Annotated in this window: 27 protein-coding genes; 19 read left to right on the top strand and 8 right to left on the bottom strand. The window is 32.2% G+C overall.

Going from position 1 to position 24,271, the window contains the following annotated elements:
- Window positions 1-16: 16 nt before the first annotated feature.
- From PND65_RS01455 to PND65_RS01405, 11 genes are all read left to right on the top strand, one after another.
- Window positions 17-469, top strand: a complete 453-nt coding sequence (locus tag PND65_RS01455) for a lipid II:glycine glycyltransferase FemX (protein WP_271990335.1) — start codon at window positions 17-19, stop codon at window positions 467-469.
- Window positions 447-578, top strand: a complete 132-nt coding sequence (locus PND65_RS01450; protein ID WP_271990332.1) for a peptidoglycan bridge formation glycyltransferase FemA/FemB family protein — start codon at window positions 447-449, stop codon at window positions 576-578. Before PND65_RS01455 ends, PND65_RS01450 begins: the two co-directional genes overlap by 23 nt.
- 117 nt (window positions 579-695) lie before the next feature.
- Window positions 696-830, top strand: a complete 135-nt coding sequence (gene rpmH / locus PND65_RS01445) for a 50S ribosomal protein L34 (protein ID WP_022356580.1) — start codon at window positions 696-698, stop codon at window positions 828-830.
- A gap of 45 nt (window positions 831-875) precedes the next feature.
- On the top strand, window positions 876-1,214 hold the full coding sequence (gene rnpA, locus PND65_RS01440; protein WP_271990330.1) for a ribonuclease P protein component: 339 nt from the start codon (window positions 876-878) through the stop codon (window positions 1,212-1,214).
- Between the two features lie 10 nt (window positions 1,215-1,224).
- Window positions 1,225-2,217, top strand: coding sequence for a YidC/Oxa1 family membrane protein insertase (locus tag PND65_RS01435; protein WP_015536007.1), 993 nt, complete (start codon window positions 1,225-1,227; stop codon window positions 2,215-2,217).
- Between the two features lie 11 nt (window positions 2,218-2,228).
- A complete protein-coding gene (locus tag PND65_RS01430) occupies window positions 2,229-2,855 on the top strand; it encodes a Jag family protein (RefSeq protein WP_271990328.1) in 627 nt (208 codons plus the stop codon).
- A 37-nt stretch (window positions 2,856-2,892) separates the two neighbouring features.
- Window positions 2,893-3,453: an aminoacyl-tRNA hydrolase gene (gene pth, locus PND65_RS01425; protein ID WP_271990326.1), complete on the top strand. Its 561-nt coding sequence runs from the start codon at window positions 2,893-2,895 to the stop codon at window positions 3,451-3,453.
- A 6-nt stretch (window positions 3,454-3,459) separates the two neighbouring features.
- Window positions 3,460-6,864: a transcription-repair coupling factor gene (mfd, locus tag PND65_RS01420; protein ID WP_271990324.1), complete on the top strand. Its 3,405-nt coding sequence runs from the start codon at window positions 3,460-3,462 to the stop codon at window positions 6,862-6,864.
- Complete coding sequence (locus PND65_RS01415; protein ID WP_035401556.1) at window positions 6,851-7,120, top strand: RNA-binding S4 domain-containing protein; 270 nt, start codon at window positions 6,851-6,853, stop codon at window positions 7,118-7,120. The genes mfd and PND65_RS01415 overlap by 14 nt, the downstream gene beginning before the upstream one ends.
- Window positions 7,113-7,517 (top strand): (deoxy)nucleoside triphosphate pyrophosphohydrolase, encoded by a 405-nt coding sequence (locus PND65_RS01410; RefSeq protein ID WP_087158234.1) that lies wholly within the window; start codon window positions 7,113-7,115, stop codon window positions 7,515-7,517. The genes PND65_RS01415 and PND65_RS01410 overlap by 8 nt, the downstream gene beginning before the upstream one ends.
- Window positions 7,493-8,677: an HD domain-containing protein gene (locus tag PND65_RS01405; protein WP_087158233.1), complete on the top strand. Its 1,185-nt coding sequence runs from the start codon at window positions 7,493-7,495 to the stop codon at window positions 8,675-8,677. The genes PND65_RS01410 and PND65_RS01405 overlap by 25 nt, the downstream gene beginning before the upstream one ends.
- A gap of 11 nt (window positions 8,678-8,688) precedes the next feature.
- Here the strand turns inward: PND65_RS01405 and PND65_RS01400 are convergent, their stop codons facing one another.
- On the bottom strand, window positions 8,689-9,891 hold the full coding sequence (locus PND65_RS01400; protein WP_087158232.1) for a MalY/PatB family protein: 1,203 nt from the start codon (window positions 9,889-9,891) through the stop codon (window positions 8,689-8,691).
- 86 nt (window positions 9,892-9,977) lie between these two features.
- Between PND65_RS01400 and PND65_RS01395 the strand changes: the two genes are divergently transcribed.
- Both PND65_RS01395 and PND65_RS01390 read left to right on the top strand, forming a co-directional pair.
- Complete coding sequence (locus tag PND65_RS01395; RefSeq protein WP_035401549.1) at window positions 9,978-10,877, top strand: diacylglycerol/lipid kinase family protein; 900 nt, start codon at window positions 9,978-9,980, stop codon at window positions 10,875-10,877.
- A 44-nt stretch (window positions 10,878-10,921) separates the two neighbouring features.
- Window positions 10,922-12,169, top strand: coding sequence for an HlyC/CorC family transporter (locus PND65_RS01390; protein WP_035401547.1), 1,248 nt, complete (start codon window positions 10,922-10,924; stop codon window positions 12,167-12,169).
- A gap of 48 nt (window positions 12,170-12,217) precedes the next feature.
- Here PND65_RS01390 and PND65_RS01385 read toward each other — a convergent pair whose 3' ends face one another.
- The 5 genes from PND65_RS01385 to PND65_RS01365 form a co-directional block, all read right to left on the bottom strand.
- Window positions 12,218-12,919, bottom strand: a complete 702-nt coding sequence (locus PND65_RS01385; RefSeq protein WP_271990322.1) for an N-acetylmuramoyl-L-alanine amidase family protein — start codon at window positions 12,917-12,919, stop codon at window positions 12,218-12,220.
- A 54-nt stretch (window positions 12,920-12,973) separates the two neighbouring features.
- Window positions 12,974-13,597 carry a YggS family pyridoxal phosphate-dependent enzyme gene (locus PND65_RS01380; protein WP_271990320.1) on the bottom strand — a complete coding sequence of 208 codons (624 nt, stop codon included), beginning with the start codon at window positions 13,595-13,597 and terminating at the stop codon, window positions 12,974-12,976.
- A 304-nt stretch (window positions 13,598-13,901) separates the two neighbouring features.
- Window positions 13,902-15,428, bottom strand: a complete 1,527-nt coding sequence (locus tag PND65_RS01375; protein ID WP_271990318.1) for an ATP-binding cassette domain-containing protein — start codon at window positions 15,426-15,428, stop codon at window positions 13,902-13,904.
- A gap of 139 nt (window positions 15,429-15,567) precedes the next feature.
- Window positions 15,568-16,317 (bottom strand): DUF975 family protein, encoded by a 750-nt coding sequence (locus tag PND65_RS01370; RefSeq protein ID WP_035401540.1) that lies wholly within the window; start codon window positions 16,315-16,317, stop codon window positions 15,568-15,570.
- A 79-nt stretch (window positions 16,318-16,396) separates the two neighbouring features.
- A complete protein-coding gene (locus PND65_RS01365; protein WP_087158226.1) occupies window positions 16,397-17,062 on the bottom strand; it encodes a GTP pyrophosphokinase in 666 nt (221 codons plus the stop codon).
- Between the two features lie 196 nt (window positions 17,063-17,258).
- Between PND65_RS01365 and PND65_RS01360 the strand changes: the two genes are divergently transcribed.
- From PND65_RS01360 to PND65_RS01335, 6 genes are all read left to right on the top strand, one after another.
- Window positions 17,259-18,653 carry a M24 family metallopeptidase gene (locus tag PND65_RS01360; protein ID WP_271990316.1) on the top strand — a complete coding sequence of 465 codons (1,395 nt, stop codon included), beginning with the start codon at window positions 17,259-17,261 and terminating at the stop codon, window positions 18,651-18,653.
- A gap of 112 nt (window positions 18,654-18,765) precedes the next feature.
- On the top strand, window positions 18,766-19,467 hold the full coding sequence (gene rsmG / locus PND65_RS01355; RefSeq protein ID WP_022356561.1) for a 16S rRNA (guanine(527)-N(7))-methyltransferase RsmG: 702 nt from the start codon (window positions 18,766-18,768) through the stop codon (window positions 19,465-19,467).
- 1 nt (window position 19,468) lies between these two features.
- Window positions 19,469-20,242 (top strand): ParA family protein, encoded by a 774-nt coding sequence (locus PND65_RS01350; protein ID WP_022356560.1) that lies wholly within the window; start codon window positions 19,469-19,471, stop codon window positions 20,240-20,242.
- 1 nt (window position 20,243) lies between these two features.
- Window positions 20,244-21,122, top strand: a complete 879-nt coding sequence (locus PND65_RS01345; protein WP_022356559.1) for a ParB/RepB/Spo0J family partition protein — start codon at window positions 20,244-20,246, stop codon at window positions 21,120-21,122.
- A gap of 183 nt (window positions 21,123-21,305) precedes the next feature.
- Window positions 21,306-22,271, top strand: a complete 966-nt coding sequence (locus tag PND65_RS01340) for an Rpn family recombination-promoting nuclease/putative transposase (protein WP_271992410.1) — start codon at window positions 21,306-21,308, stop codon at window positions 22,269-22,271.
- A 273-nt stretch (window positions 22,272-22,544) separates the two neighbouring features.
- The gene (locus PND65_RS01335) at window positions 22,545-23,429 is read left to right on the top strand and encodes a YitT family protein (RefSeq protein ID WP_035403235.1); all 885 of its coding nucleotides are present in this window, start codon (window positions 22,545-22,547) and stop codon (window positions 23,427-23,429) included.
- Window positions 23,430-23,444: 15 nt separating this feature from the next.
- On the opposite strand, the gene PND65_RS01330 is transcribed toward PND65_RS01335, so the two are convergent.
- Both PND65_RS01330 and PND65_RS01325 read right to left on the bottom strand, forming a co-directional pair.
- Complete coding sequence (locus PND65_RS01330; RefSeq protein WP_271991861.1) at window positions 23,445-23,999, bottom strand: SOS response-associated peptidase family protein; 555 nt, start codon at window positions 23,997-23,999, stop codon at window positions 23,445-23,447.
- Between the two features lie 3 nt (window positions 24,000-24,002).
- Window positions 24,003-24,242, bottom strand: coding sequence for a hypothetical protein (locus tag PND65_RS01325; RefSeq protein WP_271991859.1), 240 nt, complete (start codon window positions 24,240-24,242; stop codon window positions 24,003-24,005).
- Between the last annotated feature and the right edge of the window lie 29 nt (window positions 24,243-24,271).

The following is a 24,271-nucleotide window of genomic DNA, read 5'->3' as shown; positions in this document are numbered from 1 at the left end:
AAGGAGATTCCTTATTATGAATTATAGATTCGTAACTAGTATTAATAAAAATGAATATGATGCATTTGTTCAGAGTAGTCCTTATGTTAATTTGTTACAAAGCTATGACTGGGCGTTGATCAAACATAATTGGAAACATATCTATACAGGTGTATATAAAGATGAAAAGCTTGTAGGAGCTGGACTTGTTCTTATAAAAGAATTACCTTTAAAAATGAGTATGTTCTATATACCAAGAGGCCCTATCTTAGATTTTAAAGATAAGGAACTGGTACTTTTTTATTTTGAAGAATTAAAAAAAGAAGCTAAGAAACATCATTGTTTATTTATTAAGTTTGATCCAATGATCCATGTTAATGATTACAAGAGCTATGAAGCAAATGATAATAAATATAAGGATACAGATTTGTATTTAAATATTTTTAAAGAAATCGGTGCGCAGCATCATGGATTTACAATCAATGTTTAAAGATAATTTTAATCCAACGATCAATGAATTAATTGGAGAATTTGATCTTCCAGTGAATAAAATGCTGTATAATTTATCTCAAATTGTCTATAAATTATTAAAAAAATAAAAAAATCAAGAAATGAATTCAAGAATTTATTGACATAAACCAAGGTCTATGAAATAATAATTCAGCAATCTTATTTGAAAATTGAGGAAAAGAAAAGACTGAGGGGTGTAATTAAATATGAAAAGAACATATCAGCCAAGTAAGAGAAAACACCAAAAAGTTCATGGTTTCCGTGCTCGTATGGCAACTGTTGGTGGTCGTAACGTTCTTGCTCGTAGAAGAGCTAAAGGCAGAAAGGTTTTATCCGCATAGAAATCACCGACTTGGTGATTTTTTTGTCTAGATAGGAGGATATTCATGAAAAAAGAATTTCGTGTTTGTAAAAATTATGAATTTTCTTCTATCATTCAAAACCGAACCTATATTAAATCGTCGTCTTTTGTATGTTATTTTCAATCAAGAAAAGAAGAACATGCGCGTATAGGGATAAGTGTTGGTAAAAAATTAGGAAATGCAGTCTGTCGAAATAAGATAAAACGGCAGATACGCAGTATGGTGGATGATATTTTTGATTTTAATGAAGAATATGATTTGATCATTATTGTTAGGCCCGCTTATCATAAAAAATCTTATAAGGAGAATTTTGACGAACTTAAGATCAATAAAAGACGATTAGAGAAAAGATTTAGAAAATGAGAGGTTAATGATGAAAAAATTCTTACAGGAAAAATCAAAGATTATCTTCCTATGTTTATTCATCGTAATGACATGTACAGCATGTTCGAATCCACGTGGTACGGATGGAAAAACGAAGGTAGACGAAATTATCGCAAGCGAACAAATTGAAGTTAAGAAAAGCTTAGTGAATGTTACCGAAATTGAGGATAAAAAATTATCAAATGAATATAAGAAATTAAATGATGACGATACGATTACAATCGAACCAACTACATTTAGTGAAGCTATTGCAGATGGATGGTTTGATGGATTGATTGTATGGCCAATTGCTCAGATTATCAATACAATTGCTTCTTATACAGATGCAGGTGTTGGTATTATTGTGACCACTTTATTGATTCAGCTTATCGTATTTATGTTTACACGTAAATCTCAGATGTCCAGTCAACGTATGCAGGAAATTCAGCCAGAAATGCAGAAAATCCAGAACAAATACAAAGACAAGACAGATGATCGTTCTAAGATGATGATGTATCAGGAAACACAGAATTTATACAAAAAATATGATATTCATCCATTTGGTTCTATTTTAGTAATGTTTATACAGTTACCAATAATGATGGGAATGTATTATGCAACGATGCGTGCAGCAAGTGTTGTATATGGTAGTTTCTTTGGTCTTCCATTCTCTGGAACACCAATTGATGGTTTCACACAGATGCAGTTTGGCTATATCATTATTTATGTATTAATGATCGTATGTCAGTTATTATCTATGAAGATGCCTCAGATATTGAAGAAAATTCAAGATAAGAAAGATCATGTTAAAGAGAAAAAATATGCCGAAGAAAATCAGAACAGCATGATGAATACGATGAATACAACAATGTATTTCTCAACCGCAATGATCGCATTCTTATATATTTCGTGGCCAATTGCTATGTCATTCTATTGGTTAGTTTCATCAATTATCCGAATTATTCAGAGTGTTGTTCTTCATAAGATCATGAATAAGGACTAGGGAGGGCATATATGGTATTTGAAAGATTTACAGGAAAGACTCTTGAAGATGCACTAGCTCAGGCTGCTCAGACAAAAGGTGTAGAAAAAGAAGAACTTCATTATACAGTAACAGAAGAAAAAAACGGATTCTTAGGAATTGGTAAAACAGTTGAAATTGAAGTTTACTGTAATAAAGACATCGAAACTTTCATTGTAGAATATATTCAAACATATTTTGACAATGTCAAACTTGATGGAACAGTGGAATTAGAAAATGATAAAGGATTCTATCGTATTACAGTAAACACTTCAAATAATGCAATCTTGATTGGTAAAGGTGGAAAATCTTTACAGTCATTCAATCGTTTGGTAAAAGCTGCAGTAAGTGCAGAATTTAAAAAACGAGTTGGTTTATTAATTGATGTTAATGGTTATAAAGAAGACCGTTATGAAAAAATTTGTAAAATGGCAGTAAGAGTTGCTAAAGATGTACGCCGTACAAAAGTTGATGCAACTTTGGATCCTATGCCTGCAGACGAAAGAAAAGCCATTCACAATGCTCTAGCTAAAATGGCAGACATCTCTACAAAAAGTGAGGGTGAAGGCGAAGGACGTCGTTTAAGAATACTTTATACACCAGGAAAAGAAATAGAATAACGGGTAAAACCGTTATTTTTTCTTGTAGGAGGAAAACATGAAAATTATTATTGGTTTAGGTAATCCAGGAGTAAAATACGAAAATACCAGGCATAATGCAGGTTTTATGGTTCTAGATAAACTGGCTCAAAAATGTAATTTGGAATTAAATCAAGAAAAGTTTTCTGCATATTTTGCCAAAGGAAAAGTAAAAGGAGAAGACGTGATTTTATTAAAACCTACAACTTATATGAATAACAGCGGGTTTGCGTTAAGACAATGTCTTGATTTTTATAAAGTAGGTATGGAAAATGTAATTGTCATTTATGATGATGTAGATCTTCCTGTAGGAAAATTGAGATTACGTCAAAAAGGAAGTGCAGGTGGACATAATGGTATTAAGAGCATCATATCCTGCGGTTTTTCCAATGAATTTGATCGTATTCGTGTTGGCGTAGGAAAAGATGCCAAAATTCCTATGATTGAATGGGTACTTTCTAAATTTAGACCTGAAGAAAAAGAAGATCTTGAAAAGGGTATAAATAATGCTGCAGATGCAGCGTATTATTCAATTGATCATGGTTTTGATATGACCATGAATCGCTATAATAAAAAGTAGGAGAATATGAACAATCAGGAAGTTATATTTGATAAGTTAAAAGACAATGAGGTTGTTAAAGAAATTCTTTTAAATCAAGATCATGTAGGAAATTTATTTGATATGGAAGAAGCTCTCGTTTTGGCAACAGCCTTTAAACAGGATCATAAATCTCGACTCATTGTCAAAAAGAATCGCTATGAAGCGCAGCAATTGTTCCAAAGATTATCCATGTTGGAGGAAAATGTGCTGCTTTTTGTCATGGAAGAAAGTTTAAGAGTTCAATCCATCGCATCCAGTCCTGAAGATCGAGAAGGTATGATCTATGCATTGACAAAAATTGTTCGAAGTGATGAGTCAATGCTGGTTGTATGTAATACGGCTGCATTGTTACGATTTTTACCAGATGTAGAATACTTTAAGGAAAACTTAATTGATTTAAAAGTAGATCAAACCTGCAGCATGAAAGAATTAAGATCTCATTTAAATCAGTCAGGTTATGCTAAAGTGAATTATGTTGATAAACCTTGTACATATGCTTGTCGAGGTGGAATCATCGATATTTTCTCATTAGAATATGATTATCCTATTCGTATTGAATTCTTTGATACAGAGATAGAATCAATCCGTTTCTTTAATGAACAAACGCAGAGAACTATTCGTTCAATCGATTCAGTAGAAATTGGACCGGCAACAGATATTTTATTAACGAATCAGCAAATTGAGACAATTAAAGAAGCAGTATTTGAAAAACTTGAAAAAGAAAAAAAATCGTTGGTCGATGATGCCAAAGACATGTTGATTGATCATGTTGAAGCGGACATGCGAGCCTTGGAAAATCATGATACAGATGCTTATTTATATCGTTATTACTCTTATATTCCTTGTCATTCCATTTTAGATTATTTTGATGGACAAGTTGTCTTAAGTTCCAAGGAAGAAGTAGAAAAATATTCCAAACAATTAAATGAAGAAAATATTTCTTTTATCCAGGAGCTTGTTCAGGATTATAAGGCTTTGCCTAAATATACGATGTTTCATGATCTTTATGTTCTTTTAAAACAACAGGATATTTTGGAATTTCATGAATTTTTGGATTTTGATCATCCTATCACATCTAATATTTTTCCATTGGAAAAGGCAAATCAACCTGTTTTAAATATTCTACAGGATATTGGACAGGAAAAAGTATATTTCGCCTTGGAGAAAGAAGATAAAAAACACATTCAGAATATATTATTAGAAAATGATGATTTAAAACTTAATGTAGAATTTATTGATCCTGTCTTTTATGAAGGCTTTGTTTATGAAGATATACGTGTTTATACAAAATATGAATTATTCTATCGTTCTATTCATCGAGCAAAATATCAGAAGACATTTAAAGATGGCCAAATTTTAGAAAACGTATTAGAGCTAGAGAAAAACGATTATGTTGTACATGAGCATTATGGGATTGGTCAATATCTAGGAATTGTTCAAAGAGTTCAAAATAATAAAACAAAAGATTATTTGCATATTGTTTATAAAGGTGGAGATGAATTATTCGTTCCTTTAAATCAATTCCAATTAGTTAGAAAGTATATTTCTAAAGAAGGTGTTGGTGTTCCATTAAGTCAGCTTGGCAGCAATAAATGGGAAAAAACAAAGGAAAAAGTAAATCAAAAAGTTGAAGAAATTGCAGGCCGATTGGTTGAATTATATGCCGCAAGAAATGAAAATATAGGATTTGCCTTTTCAAAGGATGACGCGCTTCAAAAAGAATTTGAAGATGCATTTGAGTATGAGGCAACACCAGATCAAATCCAGGCAACAGAAGAAATAAAAAGAGAGATGGAAAAACCAAAACCAATGGATCATTTATTGTGTGGTGATGTGGGGTTTGGTAAAACTGAAGTTGCGATGCGATGTGCATTTAAGGCAGTTTCCAATAACAAACAAGTAGCTTTTCTTTGTCCAACGACCATTCTTTCGATGCAACATTATCAAACATTAAAGAAACGTTTTGAAAATGTTGGTGTAAATATTGCCTTGGTGAATCGATTTGTCGAAAACTCAAGAATCAAGGATATTCAAAAAGGATTGGCAGCTGGTACGATCGACATTGTTGTTGGAACTCATAAACTGCTTAATAAAAACTTTAAATATAAAGATTTGGGCTTTTTGATCATTGATGAGGAACAGCGTTTTGGTGTAGAACACAAAGAAAAAATCAAAGAAATGAAAAACTCTATTGATGTTCTTGTATTGAGTGCAACACCAATTCCTAGAACACTACAAATGTCATTGATTGGTGTTCGTACGATTTCACAATTAAACACGCCTCCTGCTCAAAGACATCCAATACAGACGTATGTGATGGAAAAGAAAGGCAGTGTCATCAAAGAAATCATTCAAAGAGAATTATCTCGTGGAGGCCAGGTTTTCTATTTATATAATCGTATTTCTAATATTTATATTACTGCTAAAAATTTGCAGGCAGATTTTAAAGATGTAGGAATTGCGGTCGTACATGGAAGAATGGATAAAGAAGAAATAGAAGATACGATGGTGGATTTTGCGAATGGTAAATATAAAATTCTTGTTTGTACTTCTATCATTGAAACAGGATTGGATATTGCCAATGCAAATACGATCATTATTGAGGATGCGGACCGTTTTGGTTTATCGCAGTTATATCAGATTCGTGGACGTGTTGGACGAAGAGATAAAATTGGATACTGTTACTTAATGATCCAACCGCATAAAGAATTGACTGAAGTTGCGCAAAAACGATTAAAATCCATCAAAGAATTTACCCAGCTTGGAAGTGGATATAAGATTGCGATGCGCGATCTGACGATACGTGGAGCTGGAGATATGTTAGGGGCGAGTCAGTCAGGATTTATTGATCAAGTTGGTTTGGATATGTATCTTGAATTGTTATCGAATGCGATAGCTAGAAAACAGGGTAAACCAATTGAACCAAAGAAAGAATTAAAACATGCCAATGTGGCTTTAGATGGATTTATACCGGAGCAGTTTACGGATAATGATGGTGATAAACTTGAAATGTATCAGACAATCAGTAAGATTTCATCTTTAAAAGAGCTGAACGATTATCAAAATCGTATCAAGGATTTGTTTGGTAAGATTCCAAAACAAGTTAAGCTGCTATTTGAACATAAGAAATTAGATTTGTTTGTAAATATGCCTGGAGTAAAGAGCTTGAAAGAAAATGATACACAAGTTACTATAACCATGAATGAAACATGGACGAAACATTGTGATGGTGTAAAAGTATTTGAAGCTATGAATGAAATTAGTCCAAAGATTGGATTACGATTGACTAATGGAATGATTGAGATTTCAATTATGAAGAAAAAGAAATATACGGATTTATTAAATAAAGTAATCCAAAATTTACAGGAGAATGATTATGCGTCTAGATAAATACTTAAAGACTGCCAGGATATTAAAACGAAGAGAAGCTGCTAAGGAATTAGCTTTGGCTGGACGTATTTGGGTCAACGATAGAATCGCAAAACCAAGTACAGAAATCAAAATAGGCGATCAAATTCGTTTGCGTTTTGGATCACGTATTCTGGAAATAAAAGTAATAGATATTCAAAAACAAGTGTCTAAACAAAATGCAGCTTTATTGTTTGAAGTAATAAAAGAAGAAAAAATCGAGGAAGAAAATGATTGAGGTCGTATGTGGTGCATTGATACACGATAAAAAAGTTATGATAGCACAAAGAAATTATGGAAGTGCAAAAGGAAAATTTGAATTTCCAGGAGGAAAAGTAGAATCAGGAGAAACTTTAGAAGAAGCCTTGATTCGTGAATGGAAAGAAGAATGTGGTATCATAATTGAAAATATTCAGTTTCTTGAAGAGAGTATAGATCATCAAGATGGAAATACCATTCATTTAACATGTTTTGTTTGTTCTAGTAAAAAGATTCCAGATAAACCTAAAGTACATTCTCAGTTTATCTGGACTACACCAGAACATATTTATGATCATAACTTTTTTGAATCTGATAAGATCCTTGTAGAAAAACTAAAGGAGAAATGGCCATGTTTAATAGAACAAATGAAATAAAAGTTTTAAGAGATCCTATTCATGGATATATTCATGTGGAATATCAGGTGATTTGGGATTGTATCAATTCCAGGGAATTTCAAAGATTGCATCGAATTCATCAACTCGGTGGTGATTTTCAAGTGTATCATACTGCAGAACATTCTCGTTTTGCGCATAGTTTAGGTGTATATGAAATTGTTCGTCGTATGATAAGTGAAATTCCTTCAATTTGTGAATCTATTGATGAATTTGAAAGAATACAAGTTCTTTGTGCGGCTTTATTACATGATTTAGGACATGGACCATTTTCGCATTTTTTTGAAAAAATCACGCATCGAAATCATGAAGAAATTACAGTGGATTTGATTATGGATCCAAATACAGAAGTTCATAAATGTTTGATCAAGGCACATCAAGATCTGCCTTTAAAAGTTGCTATGATCATTGAACATAGACATGAAAAAGAAGTATTAAATCAGATCATCAGTTCGCAATTGGATGCCGATCGAATGGACTATTTATTAAGAGATGCCTATGAAACAGGAACCAGCTATGGTACTTTTGATTTGGAAAGAATTTTAAGAACGATTCGAGTCAAAGATGAAAAACTCTGTATCAAAGAAAGTGGTATGCATAGTGTAGAGGATTATATTATGGCTCGATATCATATGTATTGGCAGGTATATCTACATCCGGATGCAAAATCATATGAAATTCTGATTGAATTGTTCTTTAAAAGATACAAAGAAATTGATGAAATCATTGATGTGTTTGAAATTTTTAGAGAAGGACATATCATAACAAATGAAGAGTTTATCTTGATGGATGAATGTCGTATGTTTTATGGATTTCAACAAGCTCTTTTTAGCAAAGATGCTATTTTAAGAGATTTTGCGACAAGAATATTAGATCGACATTTATTCGGATGGATCGAAGATCCTAGCATTGAAGAAGAAAAAACAGTATTAAATCGTATAGAAAATAAAGAATATTATTTCTTTAAAACTAGAAGTTCTTCTAAAGCATATCTTCCTTATCAGGAAAAAGATGATAAACAAACAATTTGGATCTTAACGCAAAAGAATGAATTGAAGCCATTATCTCAATGCAGTGAGATCGTAAAAGCATTATTAAAAATGAAGGCACAAACAAAAATGAGGATCTATTTTTCAAAATAGATCCTGCTTTTTTATATGAATACATATTTTTTCATGCGATCAAATGCTTCTTTAACTTTGGATAAAGGAAGAGCAAGATTGATACGGATATGCGTATTTCCTAAAAATTGTCTTCCGTCCTGCCAGCCGATACCAACATCCCATCCAGAATTTAATACTTCTTCGAGTGTTTTATTGGATTCTTCAAGATATTCTTTGCAATCAATGAACAACATGTAAGTTCCTTCCGGTCTTGTACACTGAACTCCTTTAAGTTTGTTATTAATAAATTGGATGGCATAGTCTACATTTTTTGAAATGACTTGATTTAATTCATCTTTCCATTCTTTTCCTGTATTGCTGTAGGCACCTATAAGAGCATGCATGCTTAAGACATTCATTGAATTATAATGCGATTTACTAGATTGAGCTCTGACTCTATCTTTTATATAAGAATCATAAATCACATGATAACTTCCTATCAATCCAGCCAGATTAAATGTCTTGCTGACAGCGTAAAGAGCAATGGTTCTCTTTTTCGCATCTTCATTGATTGATTGTAGTGGAATATGTTTATGATCATCCAAAATAATATCAGACCAGATTTCATCTGAGACAACGATACAATTATTTTGTTTATAAACTTCCATAGCTTTTGTTAGTTCTTCTTTGGTCCAAACACGTCCACAAGGATTGTGAGGAGAACAGAAAACGACAAAATGGATTTTATGCTGTTTGATTTTTTGGTCCATATCTTGATAATCCATACGCCATACGCCATCTTCATCTTGGATCAAATTCGAGTAAATGATATTTCGTCCAGCATTTTTAATGGAATTGGTAAATCCAATGTAACAAGGAGAATGTAATAATACATAGTCTCCGGGAGCTGTAAATGCTTCTAAAGCACTGATCAATCCTCCCAAAACTCCATTTTCATAACCTATATTTTCTTTTTTTATGTCTGAATCATGATGGATCTTATGCCAGTTAATAATTGCGTTATAGTATTCATCACTGTTTTCAAAGTAACCAAATAAAGGATGTTTGAGTCTTTCTTGAATTGCCTCAGTAATAGAAGGAGCAGTCTTAAAATTCATATCGGCAACCCACATAGGGATAAAATCAAAACCTTCCTTGGGCTTTTTAGGACCAGTTGGGCTTTTTCCAATTCCATCAATTGCGATAGCATCTTTTCCGCTTCGTTCAATTATTTCATTAAAATCAAATTTCATATAAAGTCTCCTTTTGATAAGCATAATTATTATAACGCAATTTATAGGATTTGTGATAAAGTATACATGTAGTGAGGTAGAAGAAGATGAAAGACGTTTTTATAGTAAATCCCAATTCAGGTAGAGAAAGTCAGTACCATTTGATGACAGAAATCAAAGATCATTTCCAAGGAAAAAGAATCATTATAGAGAAAACAAAATCACCAGGCCATGCGGTGCATATTGCACAAAAATATGCATTGAATTCTAGTGAACCTGTTCATATTTTTGTTTGTGGTGGTGATGGTACTTTACATGAGGTGGTAAATGGAATTGCAGGATGCAAGCATATCAGTCTTTCTATTATTCCAATTGGAACGGGAAACGATTTTATAAAGTCTTTTGGAGATTATCAAAAAGATGATTTTCTTGATTTATCGAAATATGATGAACCGGTTGAACAAAAATGTGATTTATTAAAAATTAATGGAGAATATGCAATCAATACGGTTTCTTTTGGCTTTGATGTCAATGTAGCTAAACATGTGAATCATTTTCGCGATAAGATCCCTGTAGGAGGAATTATTCCATATTATGTTGGTATGTTGGCAAGTCTTTCTAAGCCGTTAACACAGGAATATAAAATTCAAATTGATGATAAGAAATATCCTAACGATAAGTATACGTTCGTGGTTTTTTGTAATGGAAAATATTATGGTGGTGGATATAAACCATGTCCAGATGCTTTGATTGATGACGGTAAAATTGATGTATGTATGATTCGTAATGTAAAACGATCTCAAATTGTGGGACTTGCGAAAAAATATGAAAAAGGTCTTCATGTACAATATACAGATATTGTAGAGATGAGAAGAGGACAAGCTATTCATATGGATACAGATAATAAAGATGTGGATGTTAATTTAGATGGAGAAATACGATCTATGAAAAACCCAACAGTTGAAATCGTACCGGGTGCTATTCAACTTCTATTGCCAAGAAAATAAGTAGATGATAGAATAAGCTCAATTTAAGTTATATAGGAGGAAATATGGACTCGGAAATAGGAACTCAAATTATTATTTTAATCATATTGTTATTATTGTCAGGATTCTTTTCTTCTGCTGAAACCAGCCTTGTTGCCGTTAGTAAGATTCGCATGCGAACTTTAAGTGAAGAAGGAAATGCTCGAGCTAAGATGGTTTTGGATATATATAACAATCAGGCTAAGATGTTAAGTGCTATCTTGATTGGAAACAATTTAGTAAATACATTTGCGGCAAGTATAACTGCAACAATTGCCTATAATTTTGGTGGAGCTGCAGTGAGTGTTGCGACGTTTCTGATTACATTATTAATCCTGATTTTTGGAGAAATCACTCCTAAAACTTTGGCAGCAGATCATGCAGAAAAAATGGCACTGACTTATGCTCCCATTGTAAAAGTATTAATGTTTGTTTTGACACCTGTTATTCTCTTGATCAATCTATTCAGTAAATCAATCTTAAAAATTTTAGGTGTTAATAAAAATGGTTCAAATCCTTCAATGACAGAAAGTGAATTAAGAACGATCGTGGATGTTTCTCATGAAGAAGGTGTTATTGAAGAAGATGAAAAAGATATGATCAATAATGTGTTTGATTTAGGAGATGCTAAAGCTAAAGAAGTAATGGTACCTAGGGTACGAGTTATTATGGCTGATATAGATAGCTCATATGAAGATCTTATTGAAATCTTTAGAGAAGAGCAGTTTACCCGTATCCCGATTTATAAAGATTCAATCGACAATATCGTTGGTTTGGTAAATATGAAAGACCTTCTTTTATATCGTGATTTTGAACATTTTAAGATTGAAGATATATTACGAAAACCTTATTTCACATATGAAAACAAGCCTGTTTCAGAGCTTTTATTAGAAATGAAGAATGCGGCTTTCAATTTAGCCATCGTAATGGATGAATATGGAGAAATGGCGGGAATCATCACTTTAGAAGATATCATTGAAGAAATTGTTGGGGATGTTCATGATGAATATGATGTTCATGAAGAAAATAATATCTTAAAGATAGATGATAAAACGTATGAAGTAAAAGGGTTTATAAGTTTGCATGATTTAAATGACGCTTTAGATTTAGATTTGGATAGTGAAGATTTTGATTCAATCGGTGGATTTGTAATCGATAAACTTGGTAGACTTCCAGAAGTAAATGATGAGATCTTGTTGGAAGATGGTACAAGATTGCAAGTAAAATCTATTGAGAAAAACCGCATTGAAGATATTTGTTTAAGACTTCCATAAAAATTTTAAGAGATGTTATCTGTAATTTTGCTAGATAACATCTCTTTATTATTTTTTGATAGTGCTGACTATATAATCATTATAGGCATTTGCGATGCATTCTGCTATGAGCTCTTGATTGGAAACTTTTTTAAGATCTGCACATTCTTGTGGATTAGTGATGAAACCAACTTCAAATAACATGGAAGGAATGTCCAAATTATCTACGACATATAAAGGATAAGAATTCGTATATTCTAAACCACGGTTATATAGCCAGTTTTCTTCAGTTAAATTATTGTCGATGGAATTCGCAATAGTTTCACTGGCTGGATCATTTGAACGGATAAAGGCATTATATCCATATGCTGCTGTGTTTTCGCTTGCATTTAAATGAATAGAGAGAAAATAATCTGCATTTTGTTCATTTGCAAAAATGACGCGACCAATTAAATCGTCTTCTTCATTATCTGCCCAGTCAACAGTATCATTCGATCGAGTATATACGACATTGATATCAGGATTTAATTCTTTTAGTTTTCTTCCTGTTCGTAATGCAATCGAAAGTGTCAAATCTTTTTCATAACTTCCATCATATCCAATCGATCCTACATCATATCCTCCATGTCCTGGATCGATCACAACAGTGGCAATATATTGGTGTTCACGAAATAGGTTATATCCAAAATATCCAGAGAATATCATAGCAACAACGACCAATACAATTAAAACAATTTTTCCTTTATAAAATTTATTCTTTCTATATTTCATGTAGTTATTTTATAAAAAAGGTTTGTGATAATTATGTGAATGAAAAAGAGCACTTTAGTTTCGTGCTCCAAATATGGCAGATCCAATGCGTACAGTGTTAGATCCATGTTTAATAGCTAGTTCGTAATCATTTGACATGCCCATTGATAAGGTATCCAATTGATACAAATCTTTATAATTTTTATATAAGTCATTCATCATTGAAAATTCTTCTTCGATCAATTGTATATTGTCAGTATGGCTGGCAACACACATAAATCCTTTGAGTTTAATATGAGGGTATGTTGAAACTTCTTTTAAGAAGGAATCCGTTTCTTCAATAGGTAAACCGGTCTTTAATTCATCTTTAGATATTTTGATTTGGACTAAAACGTTTTGAATGACATCGTGCTTGGCAGCTTGTTTTTCAATTTCTTTAGCAAGCTTGATAGAATCTAAACTTTCGATCATTTCAACTTTACCTATGATATATTTCACTTTATTTGTTTGAAGATGTCCAATAATGTGCCATTTATATTTAGGGTCATATTTTTCAAGAAACTCTTGAACTCTATTCTCACCAAAAGTAATGAGTCCTTCTTTTGCAACAGCATCAATTTCTTCTTTTGAGTGATATTTTGAAACAGCAACTATATTTACATTCATATTTTTTAGTTTATTGATCATTTCTTTGTTCATGTAAATAGTATAGTCTTTTTATAAAAGAAGTTCAAAACTATTTCTAAAGATTAAAGAGTAGTTTTTGCTTACTTTGACAATTGTTTTGTTACACATTTAAAGCTTAGGATCATTTCATCCGTATATCCTTTTTCTATCATTCCTGGATAAATTGAAGGATTTGTTTTCTTTCGCCTTTTAACCTTCCTTCATTCCTTGCCTGTTCACTGATTTCTTCTTCCCATTCTTCGATGGCTTTGCCCATGTCTATCACACCTCAAATGGTAAAAAGGACAAAAAAATCAAGATTTTTTGAAATCTTGATTTATAAAGACACTTCTTTCCAAATTTTATCTTCGATTAATACTTTACGAGTAAATACTTCATGTATCAATGTTCTATCATGGGAAATACAAACAATACTTCCTTTAAAATCTTTAAGTGCTTGAATTAAAACAGGTTGAGATAAAGGGGATAGATTTCGGCTTGGTTCATCCAAAAATAATACATTACATTTATTTAAAATTAGTTTTGCCAGATAAATTTTTGCTTGTTGTCCTAATGAACAATCAAAAATATTTTGATTCATTTCACTTTCAATGATCTTTAAACTTCCTAACATTGTTTGAATATCTGTATAGGAAATATCATCCTCTTTTAAAAAAGAAATGGGTGTATCGTCTTTTTTAAAGAAATCATTGTAATTTTGAGGCATATAGCCAAGTTTGATATCATTGCGTGTTTGTAGATCTTTAATGGTTTCTTTCATCCATAAGCTTTTTCCACAACCGTTTTTTCCTGTGATCACTAATTTGTCTTGTCCATAGACTTCTAGATCAAAAGGTTCAATCAATATTTTATTGTTTATTGAAATTGTTTTTTGATGTTGACTTAGTATGATCTTAGAAGATAGCAGTGAATTGACGGAAAAGAAAATATGAATTTCTTCTTCAAATGAATCGACTTTAGGATAGGCCTTAGCTTCCAAGTTTGCTTGACTGGATTTTACAGAACGCATTTTGTCTTTGAGGTTTTTGGCAGCTTGAGGAGTTTGTCTTGAAACGCTTCGCAAATCACTTTGAATTTTATTATGAAGATTATTTAAACGCTGTTTTTGTTTGAGATATTCTCTTTTTTGATTAACACTTGTCTGAATATCTTTTTCATGCTGGTGATATCTTGTATCTATATAATCTTGATAAGTTCCATTAAATAAAGTGATTACAGGTTTTGATTTCTTATTACGTTGTTCAAGATGAAGAATACGCGTAGCTGTATGCGTTAATAAAGTAATGTCATGCGATATATAAATAATAGGTTCTTTTCGTAATAAGATCCATTTTTCCAGCCATTCTAAAGTATCAATATCTAAATCGTTTGTAGGTTCATCCAGACAATAAAGATCAGCTTCATTAAGTGTAAGTTTTAAGAACTGAAGTCTGACTTTTTCCCCACCGCTTAATGTATAGATTGGTCTTTCTGTATAAATGAAGTTGGAATCAATATACATGGAAGAACAAAGACTTTCTAATTTTTGGCATAAATTATATTGTTCTGGAAGAATTTCATCTTCGGGTTTTTCTTTTAATAAGAAATTTAAAGGAAATGATTGATTCCATTTTTCTTCGATTGTTTGTGGTAAATATGCCACTTTATAATTTGAGATTATCTTACCAGAGACATGGACATAGTCACATGGAATATTGGATATTATTTTTAATAAAGTTGATTTTCCGTTTCCTTCTTCAGAAATGATTGCAAGGCGATCTCTTTCTTTTAAAGAAAAATCAAAGGGTGGAAATAAAACACGCGAATTTTCTAATGATGCGGATAGTTGAACACATTGAAACATAGTAAAAACACCTCCATTCGATAATTATTTGGATGAATCAGTTCTTACTATATTCTCATGTTCTCACGTCCTTTTCTAAAAAGAATACTAAAAAAATAGTACAAATTCAATTAAAAAAAGCCTCAATGAGGCTTAATGATCAAAGATTAGGAATTGGGGGAATATCTGGGGTAATTTCAATTTGTTTGATTTCTTTTAATTTAAAATATAGTTCAGCCATTGTAGCATAGTAATACGGATAAACAAATATAATTCCAATGCCGCATAATAATAGCCCTAAAAAATACCATCCGAAAAAAGATAACTCTAGAACAAATAATTCTGTTTTTTGATAGTCAGTTAATTCTTTAGATAATCTAAAAGCTTCTTCACTTGAAATATCTGGCCTTTCCGCAAGGATATAAGGAATCATGGAATATTCAAGTGCTTTTATGATTCCTGGAATGATAAACAACAAAGTCCAAAGCATCAATTTTATTTGCATAAAGAAAGTAATTTTTACGATATTCATATAGTTATGTGAAAAAGCATAGAACAAGTTATTAAATCGTCCTTGATCTTTGCGGTTATTGATAAAATATTTTGATTCACCTACAGATAATGGATTGGCAATAAAAATTGTATAAAGCGTACGAATAATAAAACCAATGAAAGAACTTAATAAGATAAAGTAAAATAAAAATAATATAAAATTTTGATCCGGTTCTATTGAATAGATTGGTGTGCTTGGTTCATTGATAACATCATTGATTTGGGTGTAGTAATAATTTATAGTAAAAAATATAGTACCGCTTAAGATTAGATATAAACTAGATACACCTAACATTTGTGAATACCGTTTATGCATTAAGATTTTTGCGTTTTGTTTGAGCTCTTTTCTAGACCACATAAAGAAGCCCTCCTTTTCTTATATTATACTTTGAAAAAGGAGAGATATTCAATATTTCGATTGTAAAAAAATACTGAAACTAAAGTTCCTGTGCTAATTTTGATCCTTTTATATTTTGCATCTTTTGATCTAGAGTAGCACAAAGTTTGGCACATTCTAAGAGTTCGCTATCAATTTCGGCAAGCCTTTCTTGAGAAAGTTCTTTTTTATATCTTAGCTTATGCTCAAGGCTAGCCCAGAAATTCATCGCAATCGTACGAAATTGAACTTCTACCTTGACCCATTTCTTCTCATTGGCAAGGAAAATGGGAATTTCTACAATTAGATGTAAAGATCGATATCCATTAGGTTTAGGATGCTGGATATAATCTTTTGTTTCAATAAGGTGAACATCATCTTGTTTTAAAAAATAATTTGCTAGATCATAGATATCTTCTAGAAAAGAACCAATGACCCTGACACCGGCAATATCAAAAATGTTTTCTTCCATAGATTCCAGAGATAGTGGAAGATTACGGTTTTGGAGCTTTCGTAAGATACTTGCTTCTGATTTAATTCGAGTACTGATGGACTCGATTGGATTACGATCATAATACAAGGAAAATTGTTCATTCAGTACTTTAAATTTGGTCTCTACTTCCATTAATGCACAACGGTAATAAGACATACTTTGTCTTATCGCAAGCAATTGTTCTTCAAATTCTTCATCAAACGCTTGTTTGATCAATTCTTCAGGCATATTCATGATACTTTTATACTCCCTACTTCTTTTAAACATCAAAAAACAAGTCTAATTTAGACTGAATAAAATAGATGATAGTCTCTTATTTGTGTCTTGCAAAGAAATTGTAACATAGAAAAAATAAAAGGAAAAGCGTACGTTTTTTGTGTATAGGACTTAAAAAGTTATGTGATATCATAGTAACAGGAGATTGATACATATGAAAAAATATAATTATGAAGATGCAGTTTTAAAAGAAATTCCTGAACCTGAAAAAGACTGTACTCTTATTCCAGTAGATATAAGTGATAAAACGATAGAACAAAGAAAACAAAAAATAATTGAAAAGATGAATCAAAGAAAAATTGATGTTTTGCTCATTTATGCTGATTTGGAACATGGCAACAATTTTGAATACTTAGTTGGTTTTCTTCCTCGTTTTGAAGAAGCTTTATTGGTTTTTCATAAAGATCAAAAAGCCTATTTAGTGATGGGGAATGAGAATTTAAATAAAGTTTCTAAAGCGCGTTTACAGTGTGAGGCAATTCATGCACCTTATTTTTCTTTACCGAACCAACCAATGAATAATACCAAAAGTTTTAAAGATATCATGAAAGAGACAGATATAGAAAATAAACGCATTGGTGTTGTTGGATGGAAAAACTTTACGAGTTTATATGAAGATAATCGTCAGCTTTATGATATTCCTGTTTTTATCATGGATGCTTTAATTGAATTATGTGGCAAAGAGAACATCACAAATCAAACAGATATATTTATTGGAGAAAATGGAGTTCGTACAATCAACGAACCAGATGAAATTGCACATTATGAATTTGGAGCATCTTTGGCATCCGATTGTATGCTGGATGCGCTAAATACATTACAAGAAGGTGTTACTGAGATGAAGATTGGTGATATATTATCTCGTTATGGACAAAGAAATAGCGTTGTAACAATTGCAGCATTTGGACAATGCTTTATTAAAGGAAATATGTATCCAACACAAAGAGAATTGCAACTGAAAGATACAGTCTCTTTGACAGTGGGATATAAAGGAGGATTATCAAGCAGAGCTGGTTATGCAGTGCATTCATCAAGCGAATTGGATGAAGATGTCCAGGATTATATGCATAAAGTATGTGCTCCTTATTTTATCGCAATAGCTGCATGGCTTGAAAATATACATGTAGGTATGACAGGCAAAGAGATGTATGATTTGATCAATGATGTGTTGCCTCAAGAAAAATATCATTGGACACTTTGTCCTGGTCATTTAACAGCGGATGAAGAGTGGTTGTCATCTCCTATTTATGAAAATTCACATGAATTGATCCAAAGTGGAATGTTATTACAGAGCGATATCATTCCTTTTGTTGAAGGATATGGTGGAGTATCCACAGAGAGTACAATATGCATAGCGGATATAAAACTTAGAGAAAAAATCAAGGAACAGCATCCAGAGATGTATCAAAGAATGATGAAGAGAAGAAATTACATCATTAAAAATTTAGGGATTCAACTTCATGAAGATGTATTGCCTATGTGCTCAACTCTTGCTTATATGCGACCATTTATGTTATCAAAGCAGGCAATAACCATAAATCATGAATAAAAATGAGATTATTTAACATTTTAGACATAAATAATGTCAATTTTAATCGTACATTAAAGGTGCTTTAAAAATGTGTTTAAAATGATATAATTTGACTACACGGAGAATGAGTATGACAAAAGAAACATTTAAAAAAGCTTTAGAAAATAAAAATATTATGGTTACAAAGAAGATGTTAGACCAGTTTGAAAAATATATGCAGCTTTTATTAGAGTGGAATCAGAAGATGAATTTGACAGCCATTACTATAGAAGAGGAAATCTGGGAAAAACATTTTTATGATTCAATTGTTCCATTTGAGAATTTATCACATAAGACACTTTGTGATGTTGGATCGGGAGCTGGTTTTCCAGGAATTCCTTTAAAAATTGTATTTCCGGATATGGAATTAACGATCGTTGAACCTTTACAGAAAAGATGCCGGTTTTTAGAAACAGTAAAAGAAGCATTGGATTTAAAGGGTGTAAATATCTATCCTGAAAGAGCTGAAGATTTTGTGAAAGAACATAGAGAATCTTACGATGTAGTCAGTGCAAGAGCGGTAGCTAGACTCTCTATTTTGTTGGAATTATGTGCTCCTTTGGTAAAGATGAAAGGACATTTTATTGCCTTAAAGGGGAAGCAGGGACATGAAGAATTATTAGAAGCCCAAAAAGCTTTAGATATTCTAGGAATGAAGCTTGAAAAAGAAGATACGATCGACGTTGATGAAGCAACAAGGATCAATCTATATATGCAAAAAGTAAAACCTACGCCAAATAAATATCCTAGAGCGTATGGGCAGATAAAAAAGAAGCCTTTAGGAGGAGTGTAAAATGGGAAAAATCATTGCGATATCCAATCAAAAAGGCGGTGTTGGAAAAACGACAACCGCAATTAACTTATCAAGTGGATTAGCTCAGATGAATAAAAAAGTATTGTTGGTTGATTTTGACTCACAGGGAAATGCCAGCCAGGGCTTGCTAGCTATAACCAAGCAGGGACAGCCAACGATTTATTCAGTTTTGTTGGAAGATTATCCAATTGAAGATGCTATTGTACATAAAGAAGCACCAAATATAGATATTCTTCCGTCTTCTATTTCATTAGCTGGTGCTGATCTGGAAATGGATAAGATGGAAGCAGGAAAAGAAGAATTATTGAAAAGACAGCTTATGAAGGTTCGTGATCAATATGATTACATAATTATTGATTGTCCTCCTTCTTTAGGTTTATTAAATACAAATGCATTAACAGCTGCCGACAGTGTCTTGATTCCAGTACAATGTGAATACTATGCTCTAGAAGGTGTCACACAGTTATTGTTGACGATTCGTTTGGTGCAGCAACTATACAATCCGCATTTAAAAATAGAAGGAATCTTGTTGACGATGTTTGATATTCGCACCAAGTTAAGTGTAGAAGTTTCGCAGGATGTTCGCCAAAACTTTGGAAAACAAGTGTATCAAAATTCGATACCACGAAATGTAAAATTATCCGAAGCACCAAGTAGAGGTTTATCTATTTTTGAATATGATATTACATGCAATGGAGCCAAGGCATATGCAGGATTAACACAGGAATTTTTAAAGCGAAACGGAGGAAACTAATATGAGCACAAGGGATACAAATCGCTTAGGTAAAGGATTGAATTCCATTTTTGGTCAAGATGTTTCAAAAGTTTTAGAAGATATTCAAAATGGAGATGTAAAAACAGAAAAACAAGAACAAACTAAGATCAACATTGATCAAATTCGTCCAAATCCATATCAGCCACGTAAAGTTTTTGATGATACAGCTTTACAGGAACTAAGCCAATCTATTAAACAACATGGAGTGTTTACACCAATCCTGGTCAAAAAGAGCATACAAGGATATGATCTGATTGCCGGAGAGAGAAGACTTCGTGCCAGCAAGCTTGCCGGAATGAGTGATATTCCAGCAATCATCGTAGATCTAAATGATCAGGAAATGATGGAAATTGCGCTTCTAGAGAATATTCAACGAGAAAACTTAAATGGAATAGAAGAAGCCAAAGCGTATGAGCAGTTAATTCAAAGATTGAACTACACACAGGAACAATTGGCAAATCGTGTAGGAAAATCACGTGAACATATTACAAATACATTGCGTCTTTTAAAACTTCCAGAAGATGTACAGGAATACGTTGTTCAAAAGAAACTTTCAATGGGACATGTTCGAGCATTGATTGGTTTAAAAGATGAAAACATGATTCGAAAGATTGCCAAACAGGCAATTGATCAAGGATTGTCTGTTCGTAAAATTGAACAGTTAGTAAAAGATCTTCAACATAAAAAAGAGCCGGAAAAACAAGTAGAAGAAAATATTTTTATTAAAGAAGCTAAGAATAAATTAGAGGAATATTTCCAAACATCAGTGAAAGTTAGTGAACATTCTATCTCTATTCATTATGAAAATGAAGAAGATATGAATCGTATCTTAGAATTATTAAATCTGATTGAGGAATAATTCCTCTTTTTTTTATGCTGTACTAAATAATGCCATGAGAAGAAAAAATGAAAAAAATCATCTATTTTTTTGTCATTTTGGTCATTTCCGGTGTGATAGATAAGTGAGAGAGGATTGAAAAAACATAAATGCATGGTTCAATGACAATTCAAGTCTCTCATGATATATTGGAGGTGTGAAAAAATGATACAAAAAGAAAACAGCTTTGGTACGTTTGATCAGGAAATCAATGCCTTCTTCAAGGATGCACATCACTTTGCCTCTTTGATCAATACCTGTCTCTATCAGGGACAGGACATAGTCAAACCACAGGATCTGATGCTGGTGGATCCAAAGATACAGGCTTATACAAGAGATGTGCTGATGTTGTGGAATGGAAGATATGGTTCCTATTATCTAGGTATCGAAAATCAACTAATCGAGAACTATCCTATGCCGTATCGTATCCTGCAGTATGACTGCCTGGTGTATAAGGATCAGATGGATATACTTGAAAAGGAACACAGGAAAAAGAAGGATCTAAGAAGCAGCGAAGAGTTTCTGTCCGGGATCAAGGCAAGTGATAGATTAATCCCATGCATCACGATCGTGATCTATTATGGAACAAGACCATGGCAGACCAATTTCAGCATGAAGGATATGTTCGATGTCAAAGACATGAGTTCTTTAATTGATTTCAAGATGAATCTGATTGAAGTGCATAGTGATACACATCAATATAAAGACAATGAATTAGATCTGGTCTTTTCCATCACAAGAGACATATTGAATGCCAATTTTAATACGATAAGAAATAAATATAAACAAGGCATACCCAAGCAGGTAGCATTAGTTATTGCCAGCATGGCAAAAGATGAAGAACTGTATCAACAGATCAAGGAAGAAGAAAAGGAGGTCATTGTAATGTGTGAATCGTTAGACAGAATGAGAGAGGAAGCAAGAGCAGAGGGCAAAATCTTAGGTGAAGCTAAAGGTTTAGAAAAAGGGAGAATCCAAGGTAAAACCGAAGGTATACAAATCGGAAAAGAAGATGGTATTTTAATGATTTTAACAAATTTATTAAAGAAAGGAATATCGGATTCTTATATTTTGGAGATCACCGGAGTTTCTTCTGAACTATTGATAAAAGCTAAACAATCATTGAATTAGAATGTTAAAAAGGGAAAGTCTATTTAAAGCTTTCCTTTTTCATGTGAATATACCCTTATGCTAACAATTAATAGTTTTCAAACAGCGAAACAAAATTACAAACTTAAGAGAATGATTTATTAATCACACTAGATATATAAATTAAAAATGAAGGTAGAAATTGGATGATTTAGATTTTTTAAATTTCTTATAGTAAAAAAGCATTTTTATATCTATCATTTCCTTTCTTGTCTTGTTATAATGAGTGCGTTTGCGGAAAGGAAAGAGATGATTATGACAAAGAAAACAGCTTATGAATTTGCTTATATTACATTTGCGATGTTTATTATTTCATGTTCAATTTATTTCTTTTTGATTCCTAGTGGAATCGTAGTTGGAAGTATTTCCGGTCTATCTATGGTTTTGAATCAAGTAATTAACTTACCAATTTCTTTGATAACTTTTATTTTAAATATAGGTCTATTAGTTATTGGATTTATTTTTATAGGAAAAGAATTTGGGGCTAAAACTGTATATACGTCTATCTTATTGCCAGTGTTTTTGGCGATTTTTGAAAAAATATGTCCTTTAAGTGAATCTTTAACACATAATAGTGTATATGATCTTGTTTCCTATACTTTAATTATCGCTTTCGGTCAGGCAATGTTATTTAATGTCAATGCTTCAAGTGGAGGATTAGATATTGTAGGGAAGATTATTAGCAAGTACACACATTTAGAAATCGGAAAGGCTTTGACTGTATGTGGAATGATTACAGCAGCTACTTCAATTTTTGTGTATGATATCTCTACTATGATTGTAAGTTTGATTGGTACATATGCCAATGGTCAAGCCGTGGATTATTTTGTTGGTGGTTTTAATAAGCGTAAACGTATTTGTATCCTAAGTGAACACTATGAAGAAATCATGAAGTATATTATGGAGGATATGAATCGTGGAGTAACGATTTATTCAGCAGTTGGCGGGTTTGATAAAACACCAAGAATAGAAGTTGTAACGATCATGACAACTAGTGAATATAAGAAGTTGTTAAATTATCTTCATCAATCAGATTATAAAGCGTTTGTTACAGTATCTACAGTTAATGAAGTAATCGGAACTTGGAATATCAATAAAAATTCAAGAAAGTCAAAACAAAAAGAAGTAAGTGTTCAATAAATACTTACTTCTTTTTTAGAATAGAGATAATTGTTCCAGTTTTTGTTCGTGTTCTAATTCTTTAGGTTCCTGCCTTAATAATGAAATGAATTTTGTATCATTAAACCAATCTTCGAGTTGAGAGTGCTCTAATATAATAGGCATTCTATCGTGAGTTCTTCTTACAGAATCATTGGATTTTGTGGTAATGATCAAAAACTCATTATCTTGATTGTAAAGACCGGCTAAATGCATAATGTTATCTGAGTGAAAAGTGACTTTTTCATTCGCATAACTCCACTCATGAAACAGGCTGGCGGGTATAATACAACGTTTTCCTTTTTTAAAAATTGGTTTTTCCAATAGGGTTTCTTGTCTGGCATTGATTATAAAAACTTTATCATTCCATCCAAAGCTCATTAGTTTTGGCAGGATCTTTCCTTCTTTATATAAAACTAAGGCTTTTTCATTAGGCTTTATTGTATCTGTAGGGATATCGAAAGGAATATTAAACTTTTCTTTTAAGCTTTTCACATCTTCAGGATTTATTTTAATTGAAGAACACATAGTATCACCAAAACAATCATACATGATTTAAAGATTTCGTCCTAATTGATATGCTTGTTTTGGATATATACTATGACTTGTCATAGATGGTGTGCCACATCCATAACCTAAGATCATTCCTTGATCATCCAGATTTAAATAACGAACAAGGGTCTTGTAGTGACTTTCTAAAGCATCAAAGGTCCAGTTATCCGCATTCCATGCAACACTCAACAAGGCTGAGTATTCCGTTAACTGAAGTCCATCCTGTACGATAGAGAAGTCCACTCAATCCGCTTATGAAGTCCACTATTTTA

The organism is Faecalitalea cylindroides (genome assembly GCF_028321995.1).
Lineage (GTDB): Bacteria > Bacillota_I > Bacilli_A > Erysipelotrichales > Erysipelotrichaceae > Faecalitalea > Faecalitalea cylindroides.
The sequence above is the reverse complement of the archived record's forward strand: the minus strand, read 5'-3'. Positions and strand labels throughout refer to the sequence as shown.